Annotated in this window: 25 protein-coding genes and 2 pseudogenes; 25 read left to right on the top strand and 2 right to left on the bottom strand. The window is 41.0% G+C overall.

Features of this window, described 5'->3' with window-relative positions:
- Positions 1–499: 499 nt before the first annotated feature.
- The 24 genes and pseudogenes from KUH03_RS27825 to KUH03_RS27935 all read left to right on the top strand — a co-directional run bounded on the left by KUH03_RS27825 (position 500) and on the right by KUH03_RS27935 (position 12192).
- Positions 500–1024, top strand: a complete 525-nt coding sequence (locus KUH03_RS27825) for a sigma-70 family RNA polymerase sigma factor (protein WP_257087703.1) — start codon at positions 500–502, stop codon at positions 1022–1024.
- A gap of 31 nt (positions 1025–1055) precedes the next feature.
- Positions 1056–1598 (top strand): hypothetical protein, encoded by a 543-nt coding sequence (locus KUH03_RS27830; protein ID WP_257087704.1) that lies wholly within the window; start codon positions 1056–1058, stop codon positions 1596–1598.
- 14 nt (positions 1599–1612) lie between these two features.
- Positions 1613–2173: a FecR family protein gene (locus KUH03_RS27835; RefSeq protein WP_373564501.1), complete on the top strand. Its 561-nt coding sequence runs from the start codon at positions 1613–1615 to the stop codon at positions 2171–2173.
- A 195-nt stretch (positions 2174–2368) separates the two neighbouring features.
- Positions 2369–2551, top strand: a pseudogene (locus tag KUH03_RS49245) (STN domain-containing protein); the annotation flags it as partial.
- 149 nt (positions 2552–2700) lie between these two features.
- Positions 2701–2844, top strand: coding sequence for a hypothetical protein (locus KUH03_RS49250; RefSeq protein WP_373564502.1), 144 nt, complete (start codon positions 2701–2703; stop codon positions 2842–2844).
- 2 nt (positions 2845–2846) lie between these two features.
- Positions 2847–3620, top strand: coding sequence for a TonB-dependent receptor plug domain-containing protein (locus KUH03_RS27845; RefSeq protein WP_257097394.1), 774 nt, complete (start codon positions 2847–2849; stop codon positions 3618–3620).
- Positions 3617–3904, top strand: coding sequence for a hypothetical protein (locus KUH03_RS27850; protein WP_257087706.1), 288 nt, complete (start codon positions 3617–3619; stop codon positions 3902–3904). The genes KUH03_RS27845 and KUH03_RS27850 overlap by 4 nt, the downstream gene beginning before the upstream one ends.
- 8 nt (positions 3905–3912) lie before the next feature.
- Positions 3913–4113, top strand: a complete 201-nt coding sequence (locus KUH03_RS27855) for a hypothetical protein (protein WP_257087707.1) — start codon at positions 3913–3915, stop codon at positions 4111–4113.
- Positions 4114–4115: 2 nt separating this feature from the next.
- On the top strand, positions 4116–5054 hold the full coding sequence (locus tag KUH03_RS27860; protein ID WP_257087708.1) for a TonB-dependent receptor: 939 nt from the start codon (positions 4116–4118) through the stop codon (positions 5052–5054).
- Positions 5055–5080: 26 nt separating this feature from the next.
- The gene (locus KUH03_RS27865; protein WP_257087709.1) at positions 5081–5605 is read left to right on the top strand and encodes a hypothetical protein; all 525 of its coding nucleotides are present in this window, start codon (positions 5081–5083) and stop codon (positions 5603–5605) included.
- 3 nt (positions 5606–5608) lie between these two features.
- The gene (locus KUH03_RS27870; protein WP_257087710.1) at positions 5609–6238 is read left to right on the top strand and encodes a RagB/SusD family nutrient uptake outer membrane protein; all 630 of its coding nucleotides are present in this window, start codon (positions 5609–5611) and stop codon (positions 6236–6238) included.
- A gap of 62 nt (positions 6239–6300) precedes the next feature.
- A complete protein-coding gene (locus KUH03_RS27875) occupies positions 6301–7002 on the top strand; it encodes a hypothetical protein (RefSeq protein WP_257087711.1) in 702 nt (233 codons plus the stop codon).
- A 91-nt stretch (positions 7003–7093) separates the two neighbouring features.
- Positions 7094–7474 (top strand): membrane lipoprotein lipid attachment site-containing protein, encoded by a 381-nt coding sequence (locus KUH03_RS27880; protein WP_257087712.1) that lies wholly within the window; start codon positions 7094–7096, stop codon positions 7472–7474.
- Positions 7432–7863 carry a DUF4843 domain-containing protein gene (locus tag KUH03_RS27885; protein ID WP_257087713.1) on the top strand — a complete coding sequence of 144 codons (432 nt, stop codon included), beginning with the start codon at positions 7432–7434 and terminating at the stop codon, positions 7861–7863. Before KUH03_RS27880 ends, KUH03_RS27885 begins: the two co-directional genes overlap by 43 nt.
- An 11-nt stretch (positions 7864–7874) precedes the next feature.
- Positions 7875–8612, top strand: a complete 738-nt coding sequence (locus KUH03_RS27890; RefSeq protein WP_257087714.1) for a PKD-like family lipoprotein — start codon at positions 7875–7877, stop codon at positions 8610–8612.
- Positions 8567–9121: a hypothetical protein gene (locus KUH03_RS27895; protein WP_257087715.1), complete on the top strand. Its 555-nt coding sequence runs from the start codon at positions 8567–8569 to the stop codon at positions 9119–9121. Before KUH03_RS27890 ends, KUH03_RS27895 begins: the two co-directional genes overlap by 46 nt.
- A gap of 14 nt (positions 9122–9135) precedes the next feature.
- Positions 9136–9339: a hypothetical protein gene (locus KUH03_RS27900; protein ID WP_257087716.1), complete on the top strand. Its 204-nt coding sequence runs from the start codon at positions 9136–9138 to the stop codon at positions 9337–9339.
- 61 nt (positions 9340–9400) lie between these two features.
- Complete coding sequence (locus tag KUH03_RS27905) at positions 9401–9667, top strand: hypothetical protein (protein ID WP_257087717.1); 267 nt, start codon at positions 9401–9403, stop codon at positions 9665–9667.
- Positions 9610–9894: a hypothetical protein gene (locus tag KUH03_RS27910; RefSeq protein WP_257087718.1), complete on the top strand. Its 285-nt coding sequence runs from the start codon at positions 9610–9612 to the stop codon at positions 9892–9894. The genes KUH03_RS27905 and KUH03_RS27910 overlap by 58 nt, the downstream gene beginning before the upstream one ends.
- A 17-nt stretch (positions 9895–9911) precedes the next feature.
- Positions 9912–10148 (top strand): hypothetical protein, encoded by a 237-nt coding sequence (locus KUH03_RS27915; protein ID WP_257087719.1) that lies wholly within the window; start codon positions 9912–9914, stop codon positions 10146–10148.
- Positions 10109–10477, top strand: a complete 369-nt coding sequence (locus tag KUH03_RS27920) for a hypothetical protein (protein WP_257087720.1) — start codon at positions 10109–10111, stop codon at positions 10475–10477. Before KUH03_RS27915 ends, KUH03_RS27920 begins: the two co-directional genes overlap by 40 nt.
- Positions 10474–10887 (top strand): TlpA disulfide reductase family protein, encoded by a 414-nt coding sequence (locus KUH03_RS27925; RefSeq protein WP_257087721.1) that lies wholly within the window; start codon positions 10474–10476, stop codon positions 10885–10887. The genes KUH03_RS27920 and KUH03_RS27925 overlap by 4 nt, the downstream gene beginning before the upstream one ends.
- A 526-nt stretch (positions 10888–11413) precedes the next feature.
- Positions 11414–11803: a hypothetical protein gene (locus KUH03_RS27930; RefSeq protein WP_257087722.1), complete on the top strand. Its 390-nt coding sequence runs from the start codon at positions 11414–11416 to the stop codon at positions 11801–11803.
- Positions 11785–12192 (top strand): hypothetical protein, encoded by a 408-nt coding sequence (locus tag KUH03_RS27935; protein WP_257087723.1) that lies wholly within the window; start codon positions 11785–11787, stop codon positions 12190–12192. The genes KUH03_RS27930 and KUH03_RS27935 overlap by 19 nt, the downstream gene beginning before the upstream one ends.
- A 218-nt stretch (positions 12193–12410) precedes the next feature.
- Here KUH03_RS27935 and KUH03_RS27940 read toward each other — a convergent pair whose 3' ends face one another.
- Positions 12411–13310, bottom strand: a complete 900-nt coding sequence (locus KUH03_RS27940; protein ID WP_257087724.1) for a pirin family protein — start codon at positions 13308–13310, stop codon at positions 12411–12413.
- Between the two features lie 221 nt (positions 13311–13531).
- Between KUH03_RS27940 and KUH03_RS27945 the strand changes: the two genes are divergently transcribed.
- Positions 13532–13957: a hypothetical protein gene (locus KUH03_RS27945; protein WP_257087725.1), complete on the top strand. Its 426-nt coding sequence runs from the start codon at positions 13532–13534 to the stop codon at positions 13955–13957.
- Here the strand turns inward: KUH03_RS27945 and KUH03_RS27950 are convergent.
- A pseudogene (locus KUH03_RS27950) lies at positions 13954–14709 on the bottom strand (Cof-type HAD-IIB family hydrolase). The gene KUH03_RS27945 and the pseudogene KUH03_RS27950 sit on opposite strands and share 4 nt — an antisense overlap.
- Positions 14710–14744: the final 35 nt, after the last annotated feature.

A 14744-nucleotide genomic window follows, 5' to 3' on the forward strand; every position in this document is an offset into this window, starting at 1 on the left:
TACATATGATTTTTATAGACTGTTTTTCTTTATTTAGTTTTGATCTAAATAAGGTAAAATTTGCGCAAAGGTAATCATATACTCAGAATTGACAAATTGGTTTTTAACTTTTTTAACGAAACGTACCAATCTAACTGTTTAATTGGAAATAGTTTAGTCGAATTACAATAAATAATATGCCGGCTTCGAAAACCTCACTCTCCGTATTTCCTGGGTCGTTTAAATAAAGTCTATTTGTTTAGTAGTTTTTAATTATGGTTTTGCTATTTTTGTAGCACTGTTATCCTAGATGGCATGTATATGTGCTGTCTAATATTATATAATGCAGGTAAGAAATGAATGCATAGTGAAATTTAGCTGTTCAGGTTTTATGATCTTCTTGTATAAAAAAATCTAAAAACTATATTTGTTCAAATCAATACATCATGCCTAAGTTGGAAAGTCTAAGCGATGAGGAGCTATTTCTTTGGTTTCCAAGAACCAAGATGGGGCATTTCATATGTTGTATGAAAGGTACAAGGCAGCTTTACTGGTCTATGCGATCAAGCGGGTCGGCCAAGATGCTGGGGAAGATCTGGTGCAGGATGTTTTTATTCGTACTTGGAACAATAGGTACTCAATTGATTATCAGGAAGACTTTAAGGCCTATCTTTTTACAGCGCTAAGACGTCGTATCATGGATTATTTCGCCAAAGAAAACAATGCGCAAGGCTATCTGGAGGATCTCAAATCCTATGCCAGTGAATTTGCATTTGACGAAGCTGATGAACACGTCCGCGCACAGTCTTTTCGTGATTCCATCTTCGCTGTACTCCATCGCTACGGTCCGCAATATCAAGCGGTTCTAAAATTGCGTTTGCAGGGATATTCCAATCCCGAAATAGCAGTTATGTTGGGCCTTTCTGAAAAGACGGTACGCAATCAATATTCATCTACTTTAAAAATCATACGCTCTAATTTTTCGTCTTTTTTTTTTTTTTTTTTGAGGGACAATCGTCTGGCAGCGCCGTTTACCTTAGTATAGCAACATTAGAGCTAAACTAACAATTATTACTATGAAGATTGACGATTCACTTTTCGCAAAGTATCAAGCTGGGGAATGTTCCGCGGAGGAAATAGCTTTGGTTGAGCGTTGGTTGGATCAGTTGGACCGGTTTCCCGAACCCATAGATAGGCAGATGCTGATCTTATTGGAGAATCTCGACAACGAAATGCCTTTTATCAAAAAACGTAAAAGACAGTTTGGATGGAAGTGGATGGCTGCGGCGAGCATTATCGTTATGCTGACAACGACTGTTTACATCTATTGGAGCCAACGAGCTGAACATGTTCGATATGCAAGTATTGACGCGATACAGGCGCCCATAAAATCCAATGCTATTGTCGTGTTGGAAAATAATACGGAATATGATCTTGACAAATTAAAACCTAATGATACCTTAAATGCCGGAAGTTATCGAATTGTGCGAACTCATGACGATCAAATCATCTATTTAATTGATCCTGCACAAAAATCGAAAGTTGTCTACAATACAATTCGCACAAAGACAGGGGGACAGCACATGTACAGCTCGCTGATGGTACTAAGGTCTGGCTGAATACCAATAGTGAATTGCGTTATCCGATTTCTTTTAGAGGTGATATCCGCGAGGTTGCCTTAGATGGTGAAGGCTATTTTGAAGTTGCCAAACAAGAACGAAACCATAAAAGAGTACCATTTTTTGTACGTGGCGATAGACAAACAATTCAGGTATTGGGAACGAAATTCAATGCTGATTTTACGGCTAACAATGAAACAGCTTTATTGGAAGGTTCGGTCGCTTTCTCCGATCGGGGATCAAGCTTGGAGCAGAGTAGAAAGGACCAGTTTTCCGTGCGAATCAGGCCTAATCAAGTATATGATGGAAAGAAGATTATCGAGGCCAAAGATATTGCCCGTTACATCGATTGGAAAGAAGGCTATTTTGATCTGAACGATTTGAATGTGGGGCAATTGTCCCGAAAATTAAGTGCTTGGTACGGCGTGGAGATCAAGGTAGATAATAGTTTGGCGCAAGTCCAGCTATTTGGTCGCGTAAGACGCGATAAAAGCCTCAAAGAGGTACTGGACCTGATAGCGCAGGTACATCCTATGAACTATACTATGGAAAATAATTACATATATATCAAATAGAGGAACGACAAACTAACAAAAACTAACCTTATGAAATTGAAAGTTTACCATTTTGAAAAAAGAATGGCAGCTACCGGTTTGCCCAAAGATGTCGGTAAATGCCTGTCGAGGTTGATGCTTAGCGGACTGCTTTTATCGGGCTTTTTCGGGACAGCAGTGGCGCAACGTATCACACTTAAAGAAAGCCAAAGTTCCATGTATTCGGTCCTGGAGAAGATCCGAAAACAAGCAAATGTAGATCTGATTGGTGACTTAGCCTTACTTAAAAATAGTAAGCCGATCAGTATTCAGGTGAAAGACAAAGATATCGAGCAGGTGTTACGGGAAATTGCTGCTGGACAGGATGTCGATTTGATTTTTCGCAATAATACCATTTTGGTACGTCGAAAAGAATCATTGCCAAATAGAACAAACAATGACCAGCCTAGTAAACACAAACATCAAGCACCAGAACAGCGCCAGATACGGGTAGAAGGGCGTGTAAGGGATGCGGGGGAAAGCCTTTGGCCGGGGTCTCCATTAAAATTTTGGGAGGTACGCGTAATGGCGTTTTATCTGGAGAAAATGGCCAGTTTTATGTTTTTGTTAATGAACCGTTGGAACTAATATTTTCGATGATAGGCTATGAAACTCAGCAGGTCAAAGTAGCATCGGGGAGCCGCTACAAGTGATTATGCGTCAGGTCGAGAATAAAATTGATGAAACGGTAGTGACGGGCTATACGCGGGTACGCCGCGATAATTTTACAGGAGCGGCGACCATGGTGACCCGACAGGAGCTGGAAAAGTTCAATTCCACAAACATCTTTACGGTACTGCAGGCTTTGGATCCTTCTTTTAAGGTAGACGAACGGGTAAATGCGGGGTCCAATCCCAACGTAATGCCACAGATCAATATTCGAGGGGTCTCTAGTGTAGGAGAGTATGCCGTCAATGCCCCGTTGATTATTATGGATGGTTTCGAAGTACCGATCACTACTTTATACGACATTGATGTTAACCGCATTGAAACAATTTCTATTTTAAAAGATGCGAGTTCTACGAGTTTGTATGGTTCCCGTGGTGGAAATGGTGTGGTTGTTATCGAAACCAGATTGCCCAAAGATGGTAAGTTTACGGTAACCTATGACATGAAGCCATCGGTGTCCATGGTCGACCTATCGGATTATAACCTGATGAATGCCACTGAGAAATTGCAATATGAAAAACTGGCTGATTTATACACATCAAAAAGCGGCGATGCTGCCTGGGATCTGATTCAGCAGGAGCAGTATAATAATTTACTGACCAAACGTGAACAAGATGTGTTGAGCGGAGTAGACACCTATTGGTTGAAACAGCCTGTTCGAAATACAGTTTCCATCAATCATAGCCTGCGGATGGAAGGCGGGGGAATGGAGTACGTTATAGTCTTGAAGGTGGTTATTTTGATAACAAAGGCGTCATGAAGGAGTCGGGTAGAACACGCGGAAATGCAGGTTTTACACTGATCTATCGGATACCTAATGTTATTACCTTCCGCAATGTGGCCACCTATCTTTATACGAAAGCATACGATAGTCCGTTCGGGAGTTTCGATACCTATACCAAACTCAATCCCTATGAAAAAATTTATGATGAGCAAGGAAAGTATAACATCCGTTTTGGGAACTCGGACAGTGGTATAGTTGGGGATCAACGATGTTTAACCCACTCTATAACGCAGGACTTGGTTTCCGTAGTGATCAGGTAAGCCAAACCTTGCAGAACAATATGTCCATCGAATGGTTTGCGTTGCCCAAATTAATAGTGAGGGCTTCTGGAACTATCGTAAGGACAAGCACAGATATAGACAAGTATAAATCACCATTTCATACGGATTATACCAATATTACGGATGCTAATCTGAAAGGTTCTTATGTTTTTGAAATCAGAATTTTACCAAATATGAAGGAAAAGTAGATATGCAATATTCCAACAAATTTGGCAAACATCAATTGGTGGCCAATGCCGTTGCTGAGATCCGAAAGCAGAATACCGTCGGAAATCGGAATACAGTGACAGGGTATGTGGATGATCGTTTTATGACGCCACAAATGGCTTTGCAATATGCGGCTGGGTCACTGCCTGAGTCAACGTCATTGCCGGTGCGGTCTGTCGGCTTTTTGGGTTCCTTGTTCTATACATACGATAATAAATATAATGTCAGTGGCACGCTGCGCTCGGATGGTGCCTCCATCTATGGAAGTCAAAATCGTTTTGGAACTTTTTGGAGCGCTGGATTTTCCTATAACATGCATAACGAAGAATGGTTTAAAAATGATTTCCTTACAAGATTACGCTGGTATCTGAATGCGGGTACCTCAAGTACGGTCAGTGAATTTAATGTGGGTATGGTGAGCACATCGTACAACTTTCTTTCGGGACGTAATTATTACAATCAATATGCCGCCATCTACAGTGGGCAGGGAAATCCAGCGGTGCGCTGGCCTGAGCAGCAGCAAAGGAGTATAGGTGCTGAATTTGGCATCATGGGTGATTTTCTGAAAGTTGATGTTTCCTTTTATGACCGGGTTACCAACCGCATGATTTCCACCGTCAATGTTGCCCCATCCTTTGGTTTTTATGATAATAAATTTTTTCAAAATCTAGGAAAGGTACAGAACAAAGGATTTGAGGCGATGGCCAACATGCGGATTCTCAATAATTCCGCAAAGGATTTTAGCTGGTACCTTTCGCTCGGCGCCGTGCAGAACAGGAGCAAATTGAAGGAAATATCTAATGAACTGCGCACATTAAATGAGTCGCTGGTAAAGAAAGATGATAAAGGCAATGTCATACAGCCATCCCAGTATTATCAACAGGGGCAGTCCTCGGCGTTATCCGTGCGGTACCTTCTCTAGGGATAGATCCGGCCAATGGACGTGAATTGTACCGGGATCGGAATGGTGATGTTACCTATGTTTGGGACGCCAATAATCAACAGGTTGTAGGCAATACCGAGGCAACCCTATACGGTAATGTCGGCACCTCGGTCAACTTTAAAGGACTATCTGTGCAAATTATTGGTAACTATTCCTTGGGCGGGGATATTTACAATCAGACCCTTGTGGATAAGATCGAAAATAATATCGCTTATCAAAATGCGGATCGCCGTGTATTGGAAGAACGATGGAAGCAGCCTGGGGATCAGACAAATTACAAGGCTATTGGTGATCAGTCTTTTACGCAGCCCTCGAGCCGTTTTATACAGACCGAATCTTACCTCCGGCTTTCCACGATCAATATCAATTATTCATTCAATAATGAAATCCTCAAGCGGTATAAGTTGGAAAGGCTACGGCTTAACTTCTCCATGAATGATATGTTCCGCTGGAGCACGGTACGCATGGAGCAGGGATTAAGCTATCCCTATGCCCGAGAATTTAATTTTGGTGTAATGGTTCAATTTTAAAGCATGAAAAAGTTACTAATTGCCATCGTGATGCTCGGTGTATTGTCGAGCTGCGAAAAGTTCTTAAATGTAAACCCAACGGATAAGGCCTATGAAGAAGATCTGCTCACCGATCGTTCAGGTTTCAACGCGGCACTTTGCGGGGTATACGAAACATTAAATACAGATACGCTGTATGGCCGGGAGATGAAATATGGTTTTATGGAAAGTCTGGTGGGGTCATATAATGTGACTAATTCAGCCCATAAATATTATCGTTCCTTTCGTTATGAGTATAATTATGACGAGCCGAAGAAAATGATCGATAACATCTGGGCGAGGTTTTACCAGTGTATCAATCAGACAAATATTATACTGGGAAATGTAGGCCGTATTGAAAATGATCCCTACTATAATCTGGTGCGTGGCGAAGCAATCGGGCTAAGGGCCTTCTGTCATTTTCAGCTGTTAAAATTGTTTGGACCATCCATTTCGAGCGAAGGGATTGAGGCGAAAGCGATCCCTTACCGGACTGCGGTTGTGTATTCAGCCACTAAATTTTCTTCCGCAGCGGAGGCGATCGCTTTGCTGGAAAAAGACCTGTCCGAGGCCCGGGATTTACTGAAAAAGATCAATACGGTCCAATGCCCGTAATGCCAATTTAAATCAATTTGCCTATGAGCCATACAATAGCTTGATTGATTACCGGGGATCGAATGAATTATTACGCTATTGTCGCGTTACAGTCCATGGTCGCACAGTGGAAAGGTGATCTGGTCAACGCCGGGAAATATGCAGAGGAGCTCATTACCGAATTGAAGACAACGCAAAGTATTCGGATGGCACTTTCCAGTGAAATTGGATCTGTGGGAAATACCCGCATGCCCATGGAAAATATCTTTGCTTTGTTCTCCAGTAGGTTAGGGGCAAAGGTAAGCACTGTTTTCGCACAGGCGGATGCGACAACAGGCTCGACTTCACCGTTTTTATTTCCCAACTATAACTGGTTGCGAACGAATCTTTACAATAGCGCGGTCCATGGCTCCCTCAATGATGCACGTCTCGCGAGTTGGTTTGTACAGCCCAATACCTCTTATCCCTGGAAACTGTCCAAATACCTGTTTGATCAGACTCGTCTGCCTTCAGACGTGAATTACAGGCCTTTGTATGAAAGCAAAGTGATCGGCTTACATACAATCTATATGATTGCGGCCGAAAACTATGCGTCAAGTAGCCCAGCCAAGGCAATGGAATATCTAAACCTTGTCCGTAATACTAGAAATATTACCACGGATCTTGCGCTGAGCTCGGATATGACCACACAAAAGATCAAGGATTTGATATTTGACGAAATGCGTAAGGAAAATATTGGTGAGGGTATTTATTCACAGAATATAAGCGCCTCTTTCGGCCGATAGATCGAGCCACATTAGTGCAGGCTAAAAATGAAATTTTCAGGCTACCGATCCCAGCGGATGAATTATTGTATAATCCTCAAAATTAATCAAGATGAAACGATATATTTTGCTTTTTTGTGCTACTGTGATATTGAGTGCATGTAACAAAAATGACAACATGCTTCAGTTTGATACGGGGCAGAGCTACATTTATTTTGCCTATCCAAATGCTAATACCCGGGCGGCAGAAAAATACATTGATAGCGTTTATTATGGTTTTGCTCTCGATGCCGACCTGCGACGCCAAGAAAAAACAATCGCAGTGCCTATTCGTGTGGGTGGGGAGTCAAGATCTAATAACCGTACCTATGCTTACATCGTCGAAGATTCTTCTCGATATGAACCCAATACGGTGAAATTCTCTTCCCCGGTGATGGGGCAAATAACTTTGTGGATACGCTGTTTATTACATTCCAGCGCTCCATCAAGATGAAGACCGAACCGACAGTACTCTATTTGCGCTTGGAAGGAAATAGTGAATTTGTTCCGGGGAACGTGTACAATCAGAAAATAAAAATTGTTGTTGATGATATTCTGAACGAACCTACATGGTGGAATACCTGGAAGAACTATTTCGGCCCGTATCAAAAAGAAATATTTCAGCAATGGATGCAGATCTACTACCTCGGGGCAGATCCATCGCCTGAGCTAACCACAGGAGCACCAGGACCGGTTTATTACTGGAATAATATGCCTACCTCAACGATTGTCAGCTGGTATCCTGTGACATTTAACTATATCCAGGTGCTCAAGCAGTATTTTATCGACCATCAGGTGTATCCGGACGGCGATAGTACGAAAGAACGAATTCAATTACCTTAACGCTCAAGCAGATGAACTTAAAAAATCTAACCTATATCCTGTTCTTGGCAATTTTTCTATGTGAAGGCTGCTCCAAGGATTTGGGCAATTATGATTACAGAGATGTGAACTCCATTTCAATCGGCGGTTTATTGGACAATAGTCATCCCACAGGTCGGATCTATGAAATTCCTTTTCATGATACCGTCCGATTGAACCCTACGGTCACGGGCTCACTATCAGGCAGTGATACCAGTGCGCTGACTTTTGAATGGAAGGTGGATTCCGTAACAGTAAGTAAAACGAAAAACCTTTTCTATATAGCGAATAAACGCTATGGGAAGATTTCCGCGGAGTTTCATGTCACAGACAAATCAACGGGTACGACAACAAGCTATAATTGCTTTTTGAATATTGTGAATCCCTATAAATGGGGCTACTATGTTTTGACCCAGAATAAAGCGAAAGATGCTTCACTCTATTGCTTATCCAGTATTTCCAAAAAATCCTCGTTTGACCAGGTCCTGCTATCCAGCTTGGATAAGTTGGGGAAAAACCCACTGTCCATCAGCGGAACAAAAAAATACGGCGCCTCGTCTTCGGACTTTTATAATGTTTTGACCATTGGTGTTCAGGATGCTGTAAATCCCGTGGTAGTTATTGATTCCCGTGAGTTTGTTCCTACTTTATTGTACAATTCGTCAAGTTACGTGGGGGAGATTTTGTGTTCCGCCCGACCCAGGTACAGGCGGATCTCTATAATGAGGTGATCTATGCGGTCAATAAAGGTAAATTCCATGTATTAAGGAAAGGTACAATTGCACTTCCAGCATTTATCAATGATCCTTCGGACTATAAAATAGCTCCAAATGGGGTTGCCACACCACTTGGAAACGGGCGGTATTTTATGAGTATATACGACGAAAACAACAAAAGAGTGCGTGTCTGGGATAATGGGGTGACCAGTAACGAATATAATTATGTAAATGACTATAAGGAAATTGCGGGGCAGGAATTGATGAACGGAAAAACATTCCTGGCCTGTAGCTATGCTAACATCCCATCGATCAACCATATTTATCTCTTCAGGCAAGATAATCAACTGTATTCCTATCGTTTGGATTATGGTGCCGATTATAAACCCAAAGCTTTCAGTCAGTTGGGGACCGCTGCAGTGCCCACATCCAATCAAATCGGTTATGTTTATTTTGACGGGCGCACAAGCAGATGGTATATGGCTGCAGGCAAGACAATTTATATGGCCTCTTATCTGGGGTAGAATTCCAAAAATATGTGCAGCTGCCATCGGATGCCACTGGTGATATTGTTAAGTTTAAGATCCTGGATGGAAAATTAATGATTGCCACAAATGATCCGACTGCTGATAAACCGGGCTCGATCTATATCTATAATGCCAATACAATGCTGTTGGAACAGGCCTACAATCATGTTGTTGATGATATTGTTGATGTGCATTTAGGCATACTGGTAGAATAATGAGATTAAGGGCAAAATATAAGTCCTTGTATAATGGATAAAAACGAATAAATCTAAAAATATGAACTTAAAAACAATAACATTGGCGATTCCCCTATTGCTTTTGGGGAGTCAAGCCTCTTTCGGACAGCTGGCCGCGAAGAAAGGAATTACACAAGAAGAACTTTATAAACATCTCAATGGATTGTTCCAACAAGGAACAGCTGCGTCCAAAGCGGAGGTTTTGAAAGAAGCTGATTATTTAGCAAAATCGAAAAAGAAGAAGACCAGTTGCTCGCCGGGCGAATCTATACTGGCCTGGAAAAAAACGATAAGGCAGAAGCCATAAAAAAGAGCATCAGTAAAAAATTTCCTAAAGGAATAACAGCCCGAAACGAAGCCTTTGGTAACCTGTTTGAAAAAAATGAACTAACAGCTGCGCAAGCAGAGGCGGAGTATATTCGTTTAAGTAAGCAATTTCAGAAAGCAGTTACGATGAAAAAACAGGGGATATACGGATTTGCCCTTGGAGTCGTCGCCCAGCAGTTTGCAAAAGAGAAAACCTTGAGAAGGTAAACAGCTACTTAGATCAGTTGAAATCCACGGCAAATTATACGAATGCTATTTTCGCTATTGGCCGGGAATTAAACCAGCAGAAAGAGTATGCCTTTGCGCAAAAAATACTGGAACCGGTTTATCTCAATCTAAGCCAGCAAAAATCGGAAGGTCAAAAAGGAAATACGGGGCGGCAATATCAGGGGGAATCAGCTTACAATATGCGGAGGCCTTGTTGGGTAATCAACAAGTGGACAAAGCGCTGGAGATATTAGCAAAAGTGCAGCAGGAATCACCTTCAGAAACGGCGACCATAGCCTATGCTAAAGCCCTGGAAGCAAAAGGAAAGAGCTTAGATGCTTTTCAGCTTCTGGAGTCTGAGGTAATCAAAAATGGAAAAGAACCTAAAATAATGGCAGAATTGCTGCCCCTGTATAGAAAATTGAATAATAGCCTGTCGGATACGACTAATTATCTAAAAGGCCTCAATTCGCGTATTGATGAAATGCTGGTATCGAAATTGCAAGGCGAAATGGTCAAAAAGGAGGCCGCACAATTTTCACTTGTCGATCGTTCGGGTAAAGAAGTCTCCTGGCAAGTATGAAAGGTAAGGTTGTAGTACTTGATTTTTGGGCGACCTGGTGTGGTCCTTGCAAAATGTCTTTTCCTGGAATGCAGGCTGCGGTAAACAAATATGCAAATGATCCTGATGTAGCCTTTTTATTTATTAACACATGGCAGAAAGAAGAGAATTATAAAGAGCTCGTCAATAATTTTATCAACGAAAATAAATATAGTTTCCATGTTTTATTTGATGAAATGAAAGATCGGGATAAGTCGGTTGTTACAGCATATGGCGTCAAAGGTATACCTACTAAAGTCATTATTGATAAAGAGGGTTTTATTCGTTTCCAATCTTCGGGTGGTGGCGCCGACGTGGAAAAAATTGTCCATGAAATCTCAACCAAGATTGAACTCGCAAAAAGGGCTAACCGTCCTAGAACAAGAACATAAGTCTACGATAATAACTTAAGCCTACTGAAATGCGTAGCTTTCTTTTTAGATAGCTACGGATTTTTTATTAAACATGCTGCAGATCATGAAAGACTTTGGTCTGCCGGAGATTGGCTTCATCTGTATTGGCAGAGGCCCGCAGCTTATTGGGAGGGATTTCCCTTTTCCATAAATGAGCATTTCACCGCGTGTAAGGATATTGTTTGGAAGTGTTTTGTTTTCTGTAAAGTAAATTTGTTTTGCTGTATCTGAATGATTTCTTTATTTAAAAGTGATTTTTTTAAAATAATTAGGCGAGATAATCGTATATTATAGTGTATAGATACTTTAGTCAATAAAAGATTAAAATAAATTATGAGAACAGAAAGAAAAACACTACTTAACTTTTGTGCTGGTTTATTTGTATTGATCAGCATGGTATCTTCATGTCAGAAAAGTAATGCTCGAATTTAGAATTGGAACCTGTTTCTGATTCGATAGCTTATTTTGAAAAATTAAAGGCGTATAAAAAAGCCCGCACCAGATTATGGCCGGCTATTATCGGACCTGGGGTGATTCATTGGTTGAATCAAACTCAGGACAAAAAACGATGCTTGCTATTCCTGATAGTGTGGATATTGTCAATGTTTTTACGGATTACACACCTGCTACGAGCCCTTTTTGGACCGCACTCCGCGACCAGTACATCCCTTATCTTCATCGCAGAGGTACACGTGTTGTCTACACTAGGGGGATGCCATGGACAATGTCGGTAGCAGATCGCAATACTTGGGTTCAAAACATTAATGACGATACCCAGAACTACAACTATGATGGGATAGATCTTGATTTTGAAAGCGGTGGAGGGACGACATCGACTGGCTTATTTGGTGGTTTTTTAGTGGTAGCCAGCTGGATTTGGATCAGATTGCGTTGAATATAAAAGCTTTAGGTGCTCATTTTGGACCTTCGTCTGGAACAGGGAAATTGTTTATCCTGGATCTGAATTATGTCAATTTACCGCCTAAATTCTTAAAAGATATCGAACCTTATATTGACTATTTCTTTATGCAGCGCTATTTTGGTGGCCAGCTTGACAAACTTTACAATGAGGCGTATAAAGGAAATATTCCTCCAGGAAAATACGTTCTCGGAGCGAGTTTTGAAGATGGTTCGGCAAGAAATGGGACGCCAGCACTCTTTTATCAATATGCAGCATGGCAACCTAGTGATGGCAAAAAGGTGGCATCTTTAGCTATGGACTTGATGCCGATGGCACGTATAGTACACCCTCTTATATCTTTACGAAAAAGGCGATTCAGCTAATGAACCCCGCGAATTAGTAATTATTTAAAAGTATCTGTACAAAAATAAAGTGTTGTCCACTTTATTGAAATGTCCCCAAAGTTATTGTTTAACTTTTGGGGCATTTCAATACCGAACTCTCGCACAAAAAACTTAAAAATGTTAATTTGTCCAACTTTTTTGCATTTCAAAGATTGGATACCTGATTTTGTATCATTCAACCAAGGTTTGTACTGTTTTTAAGCTTTCTTTTGTCCTAATGTCGGATTTACTGGCGGAATGGGAATATAGCCATCATCTCCGGGAACTTCAGGGAATTGGTGTTGCTCCCATTTAGCTCTGGCGATTTTGAGGGTCTCAATGTCCGAAGCAACAAAATTCCAGTCGATATAGCGTTGTTCGGGGAAAGGTTCGCCACCAAAGATGTACACTGATGTGCCTGCTTTGATTTCGAATTCACATAATTTGGCATCCTTTGCAACCAGAATTTGTTTGGGGCCAAATTCCTGGCCTTCGGCATGCACTGAGCCATGAAGAATATACAATCCACTTTCTCCATAGAGATGTTCACCTAATTTAATAAGGGAGTCTTTGTCAGCTTTAATTTCAATAAGATATAAGGGGCTGTATACAGGTACTTCGGAACGATGATTGTTAATCTCGCCCGCAATCAGGCGATAGTTTACACCGTCTTCGCTCCAATGGGGAAGTTGAGGTTCTTCAATGTGAACAAAATTTGGTTCCATCTGTTCCAGATCCTTTGGTAATGCTACCCAAATCTGTAAACCATGTAGTTCATGAGTGATAGATCTTAGATAGTCCGGAGTTCGTTCGGAATGTGTTACCCCCTTTCCAGCTGTCATCCAGTTTACCGCACCCGGTTTTATTTCGACCTCATTTCCTAGACTGTCGCGGTGCATAATACTTCCTTCAAACAGGTACGTTAATGTTGATAATCCAATATGAGGATGTGGAGCAATATCCATGAACTGAGGATCGGAGATCGTTTCAGGTCCCATATGATCAATAAATATAAACGGACCGACCATCCTTTTCTGTCTGAAAGGAAGTAGTCTTCCTACCAAGAAATTACCTATGTCTGCGGCTCTTTCTTCAATAACTATTGCAATATTTGACATAATGTTTCCTTATTTTTGTGTATCTAATCTAGAGCAATTTAAGAAATGTCAGGTATAATCGATCGCATTCTGCGTAAAAAGTCTGTAAGAAATGAAGAGGCATTAGCACTGTCCGATAGATTGTCATTTGGTAACAGTCAAATAGATCATTTTCTAATGGAAGGGATTTTAGCGGAAGAGGCTGTGTTGGAATCGGAATATCGGATATTTCAAAAAAAAAAATGTTGCTATTGGAGCCAGGGACCTACCAGGAAATAAAGGTTGAGCTGGATCTGTTAAACCAATATTTCGAAATGGTCAATAGATTGATGCCTGCCGGTTTCTCCTTGAAATGGGAAAACCGTTTTCAGTCGGAAAATGAGCTGATGATACCGCCACTTCTATTATTTCCGATGGTGCAAAATGCAGTTGCAAACGGATATAATAGCATGTCTTCACATCCTATCCGAATCCGTCTCTCGGGATCTCCAAAAGTAATGCTATTTGAGGTAAGTCATCGTATGAATCATTACCTTGACGGTCAATTTAAGAATACCCTAATGACAGATTTCCAGAACAGATTGGAATATCTTTTTCCAGAACGACATAGTTTGCTATTGAACAGCAATAGCAATACCTGTCGCGCTACACTCACCATTCACTTCTAAATTACACCAAAATGTTTTAAGGCATTCCAGATGCCGTTGTTATCCACATCATCGGTAATATAATCTGCGATTTCTTTTACTTCAGGATTCGCATTTCCCATGGCGATACCAACCTGTGTATGGGCGAGCATGGTAATATCATTTCCCCGTCACCAAAAGACATGGTCTCCGAAAGTTCGATGCCAAAATGTTCTAAAAAACATCTATACCGACTTTTTACTTTGGCCCATTGGGTTGACATCTGCAAAAACGGATGTCCATCGTGATGCAACCGAGTTGGGCATAATGTTTTCCATAAACTCAGCCTCTTCTTCCGGGTTGATAAAAACATTGATCTGCATGACAGATTCCAGATCAAAGTTGTCTTCATAATTGCGTATAGGCGGCGTCTTTACGTTGACTTGTTGATACATTTGTAGCACTTCGGGCGTGACCTGATTTAAGGAGATTTCTTTTTCGGACATAAATGAAAAGGTAAGCTCGGGATGATGCTTCGCATAATCAATTAATGAACGAATGTCTTTTTGGGCAATGTTATTTTTATAAATAACCTGTTCATCTTTGGTGACACAATAACCACCATTAAATGTGATAAAGCCATCGAAATCAAGGTAGCGGATATGTCCCAATTGGTTAAAGGACCGACCGGTTGAAACGAAAACTTTTATGTTTTTTTCTTTTAGTAACTGAAATGCCTGTTGCGTAGAGTCTGGGACCTGATGTGTTTTGAAACTTAACAACGTCCCATCTATATCAAAAAAATCGCTTTAATCATAGAAATTGAGTC

It is taken from the genome of Sphingobacterium sp. E70, from assembly GCF_019285695.1.
Lineage (GTDB): Bacteria > Bacteroidota > Bacteroidia > Sphingobacteriales > Sphingobacteriaceae > Sphingobacterium > Sphingobacterium detergens.

Excerpts from the sequence above, each read along its gene's own strand:
- KUH03_RS27930 (WP_257087722.1), top strand. The coding sequence starts at position 11,414 with ATGGCCGGCTATTATCGGACCTGGGGTGATTCATTGGTTGAATCAAAC.
- KUH03_RS27870 (WP_257087710.1), top strand. The coding sequence starts at position 5,609 with ATGAAAAAGTTACTAATTGCCATCGTGATGCTCGGTGTATTGTCGAGC.
- KUH03_RS27945 (WP_257087725.1), top strand. The coding sequence starts at position 13,532 with ATGTTGCTATTGGAGCCAGGGACCTACCAGGAAATAAAGGTTGAGCTG.
- KUH03_RS27875 (WP_257087711.1), top strand. The coding sequence starts at position 6,301 with ATGAATTATTACGCTATTGTCGCGTTACAGTCCATGGTCGCACAGTGG.
- KUH03_RS27905 (WP_257087717.1), top strand. The coding sequence starts at position 9,401 with ATGAACTTAAAAACAATAACATTGGCGATTCCCCTATTGCTTTTGGGG.
- KUH03_RS27880 (WP_257087712.1), top strand. The coding sequence starts at position 7,094 with ATGAAACGATATATTTTGCTTTTTTGTGCTACTGTGATATTGAGTGCA.
- KUH03_RS27830 (WP_257087704.1), top strand. The coding sequence starts at position 1,056 with ATGAAGATTGACGATTCACTTTTCGCAAAGTATCAAGCTGGGGAATGT.
- KUH03_RS27845 (WP_257097394.1), top strand. The coding sequence starts at position 2,847 with ATGCGTCAGGTCGAGAATAAAATTGATGAAACGGTAGTGACGGGCTAT.
- KUH03_RS27940 (WP_257087724.1), bottom strand. The coding sequence starts at position 13,310 with ATGTCAAATATTGCAATAGTTATTGAAGAAAGAGCCGCAGACATAGGT.
- KUH03_RS27825 (WP_257087703.1), top strand. The coding sequence starts at position 500 with ATGTTGTATGAAAGGTACAAGGCAGCTTTACTGGTCTATGCGATCAAG.
- KUH03_RS27860 (WP_257087708.1), top strand. The coding sequence starts at position 4,116 with ATGCAATATTCCAACAAATTTGGCAAACATCAATTGGTGGCCAATGCC.
- KUH03_RS27850 (WP_257087706.1), top strand. The coding sequence starts at position 3,617 with ATGAAGGAGTCGGGTAGAACACGCGGAAATGCAGGTTTTACACTGATC.
- KUH03_RS27925 (WP_257087721.1), top strand. The coding sequence starts at position 10,474 with ATGAAAGGTAAGGTTGTAGTACTTGATTTTTGGGCGACCTGGTGTGGT.
- KUH03_RS27890 (WP_257087714.1), top strand. The coding sequence starts at position 7,875 with ATGAACTTAAAAAATCTAACCTATATCCTGTTCTTGGCAATTTTTCTA.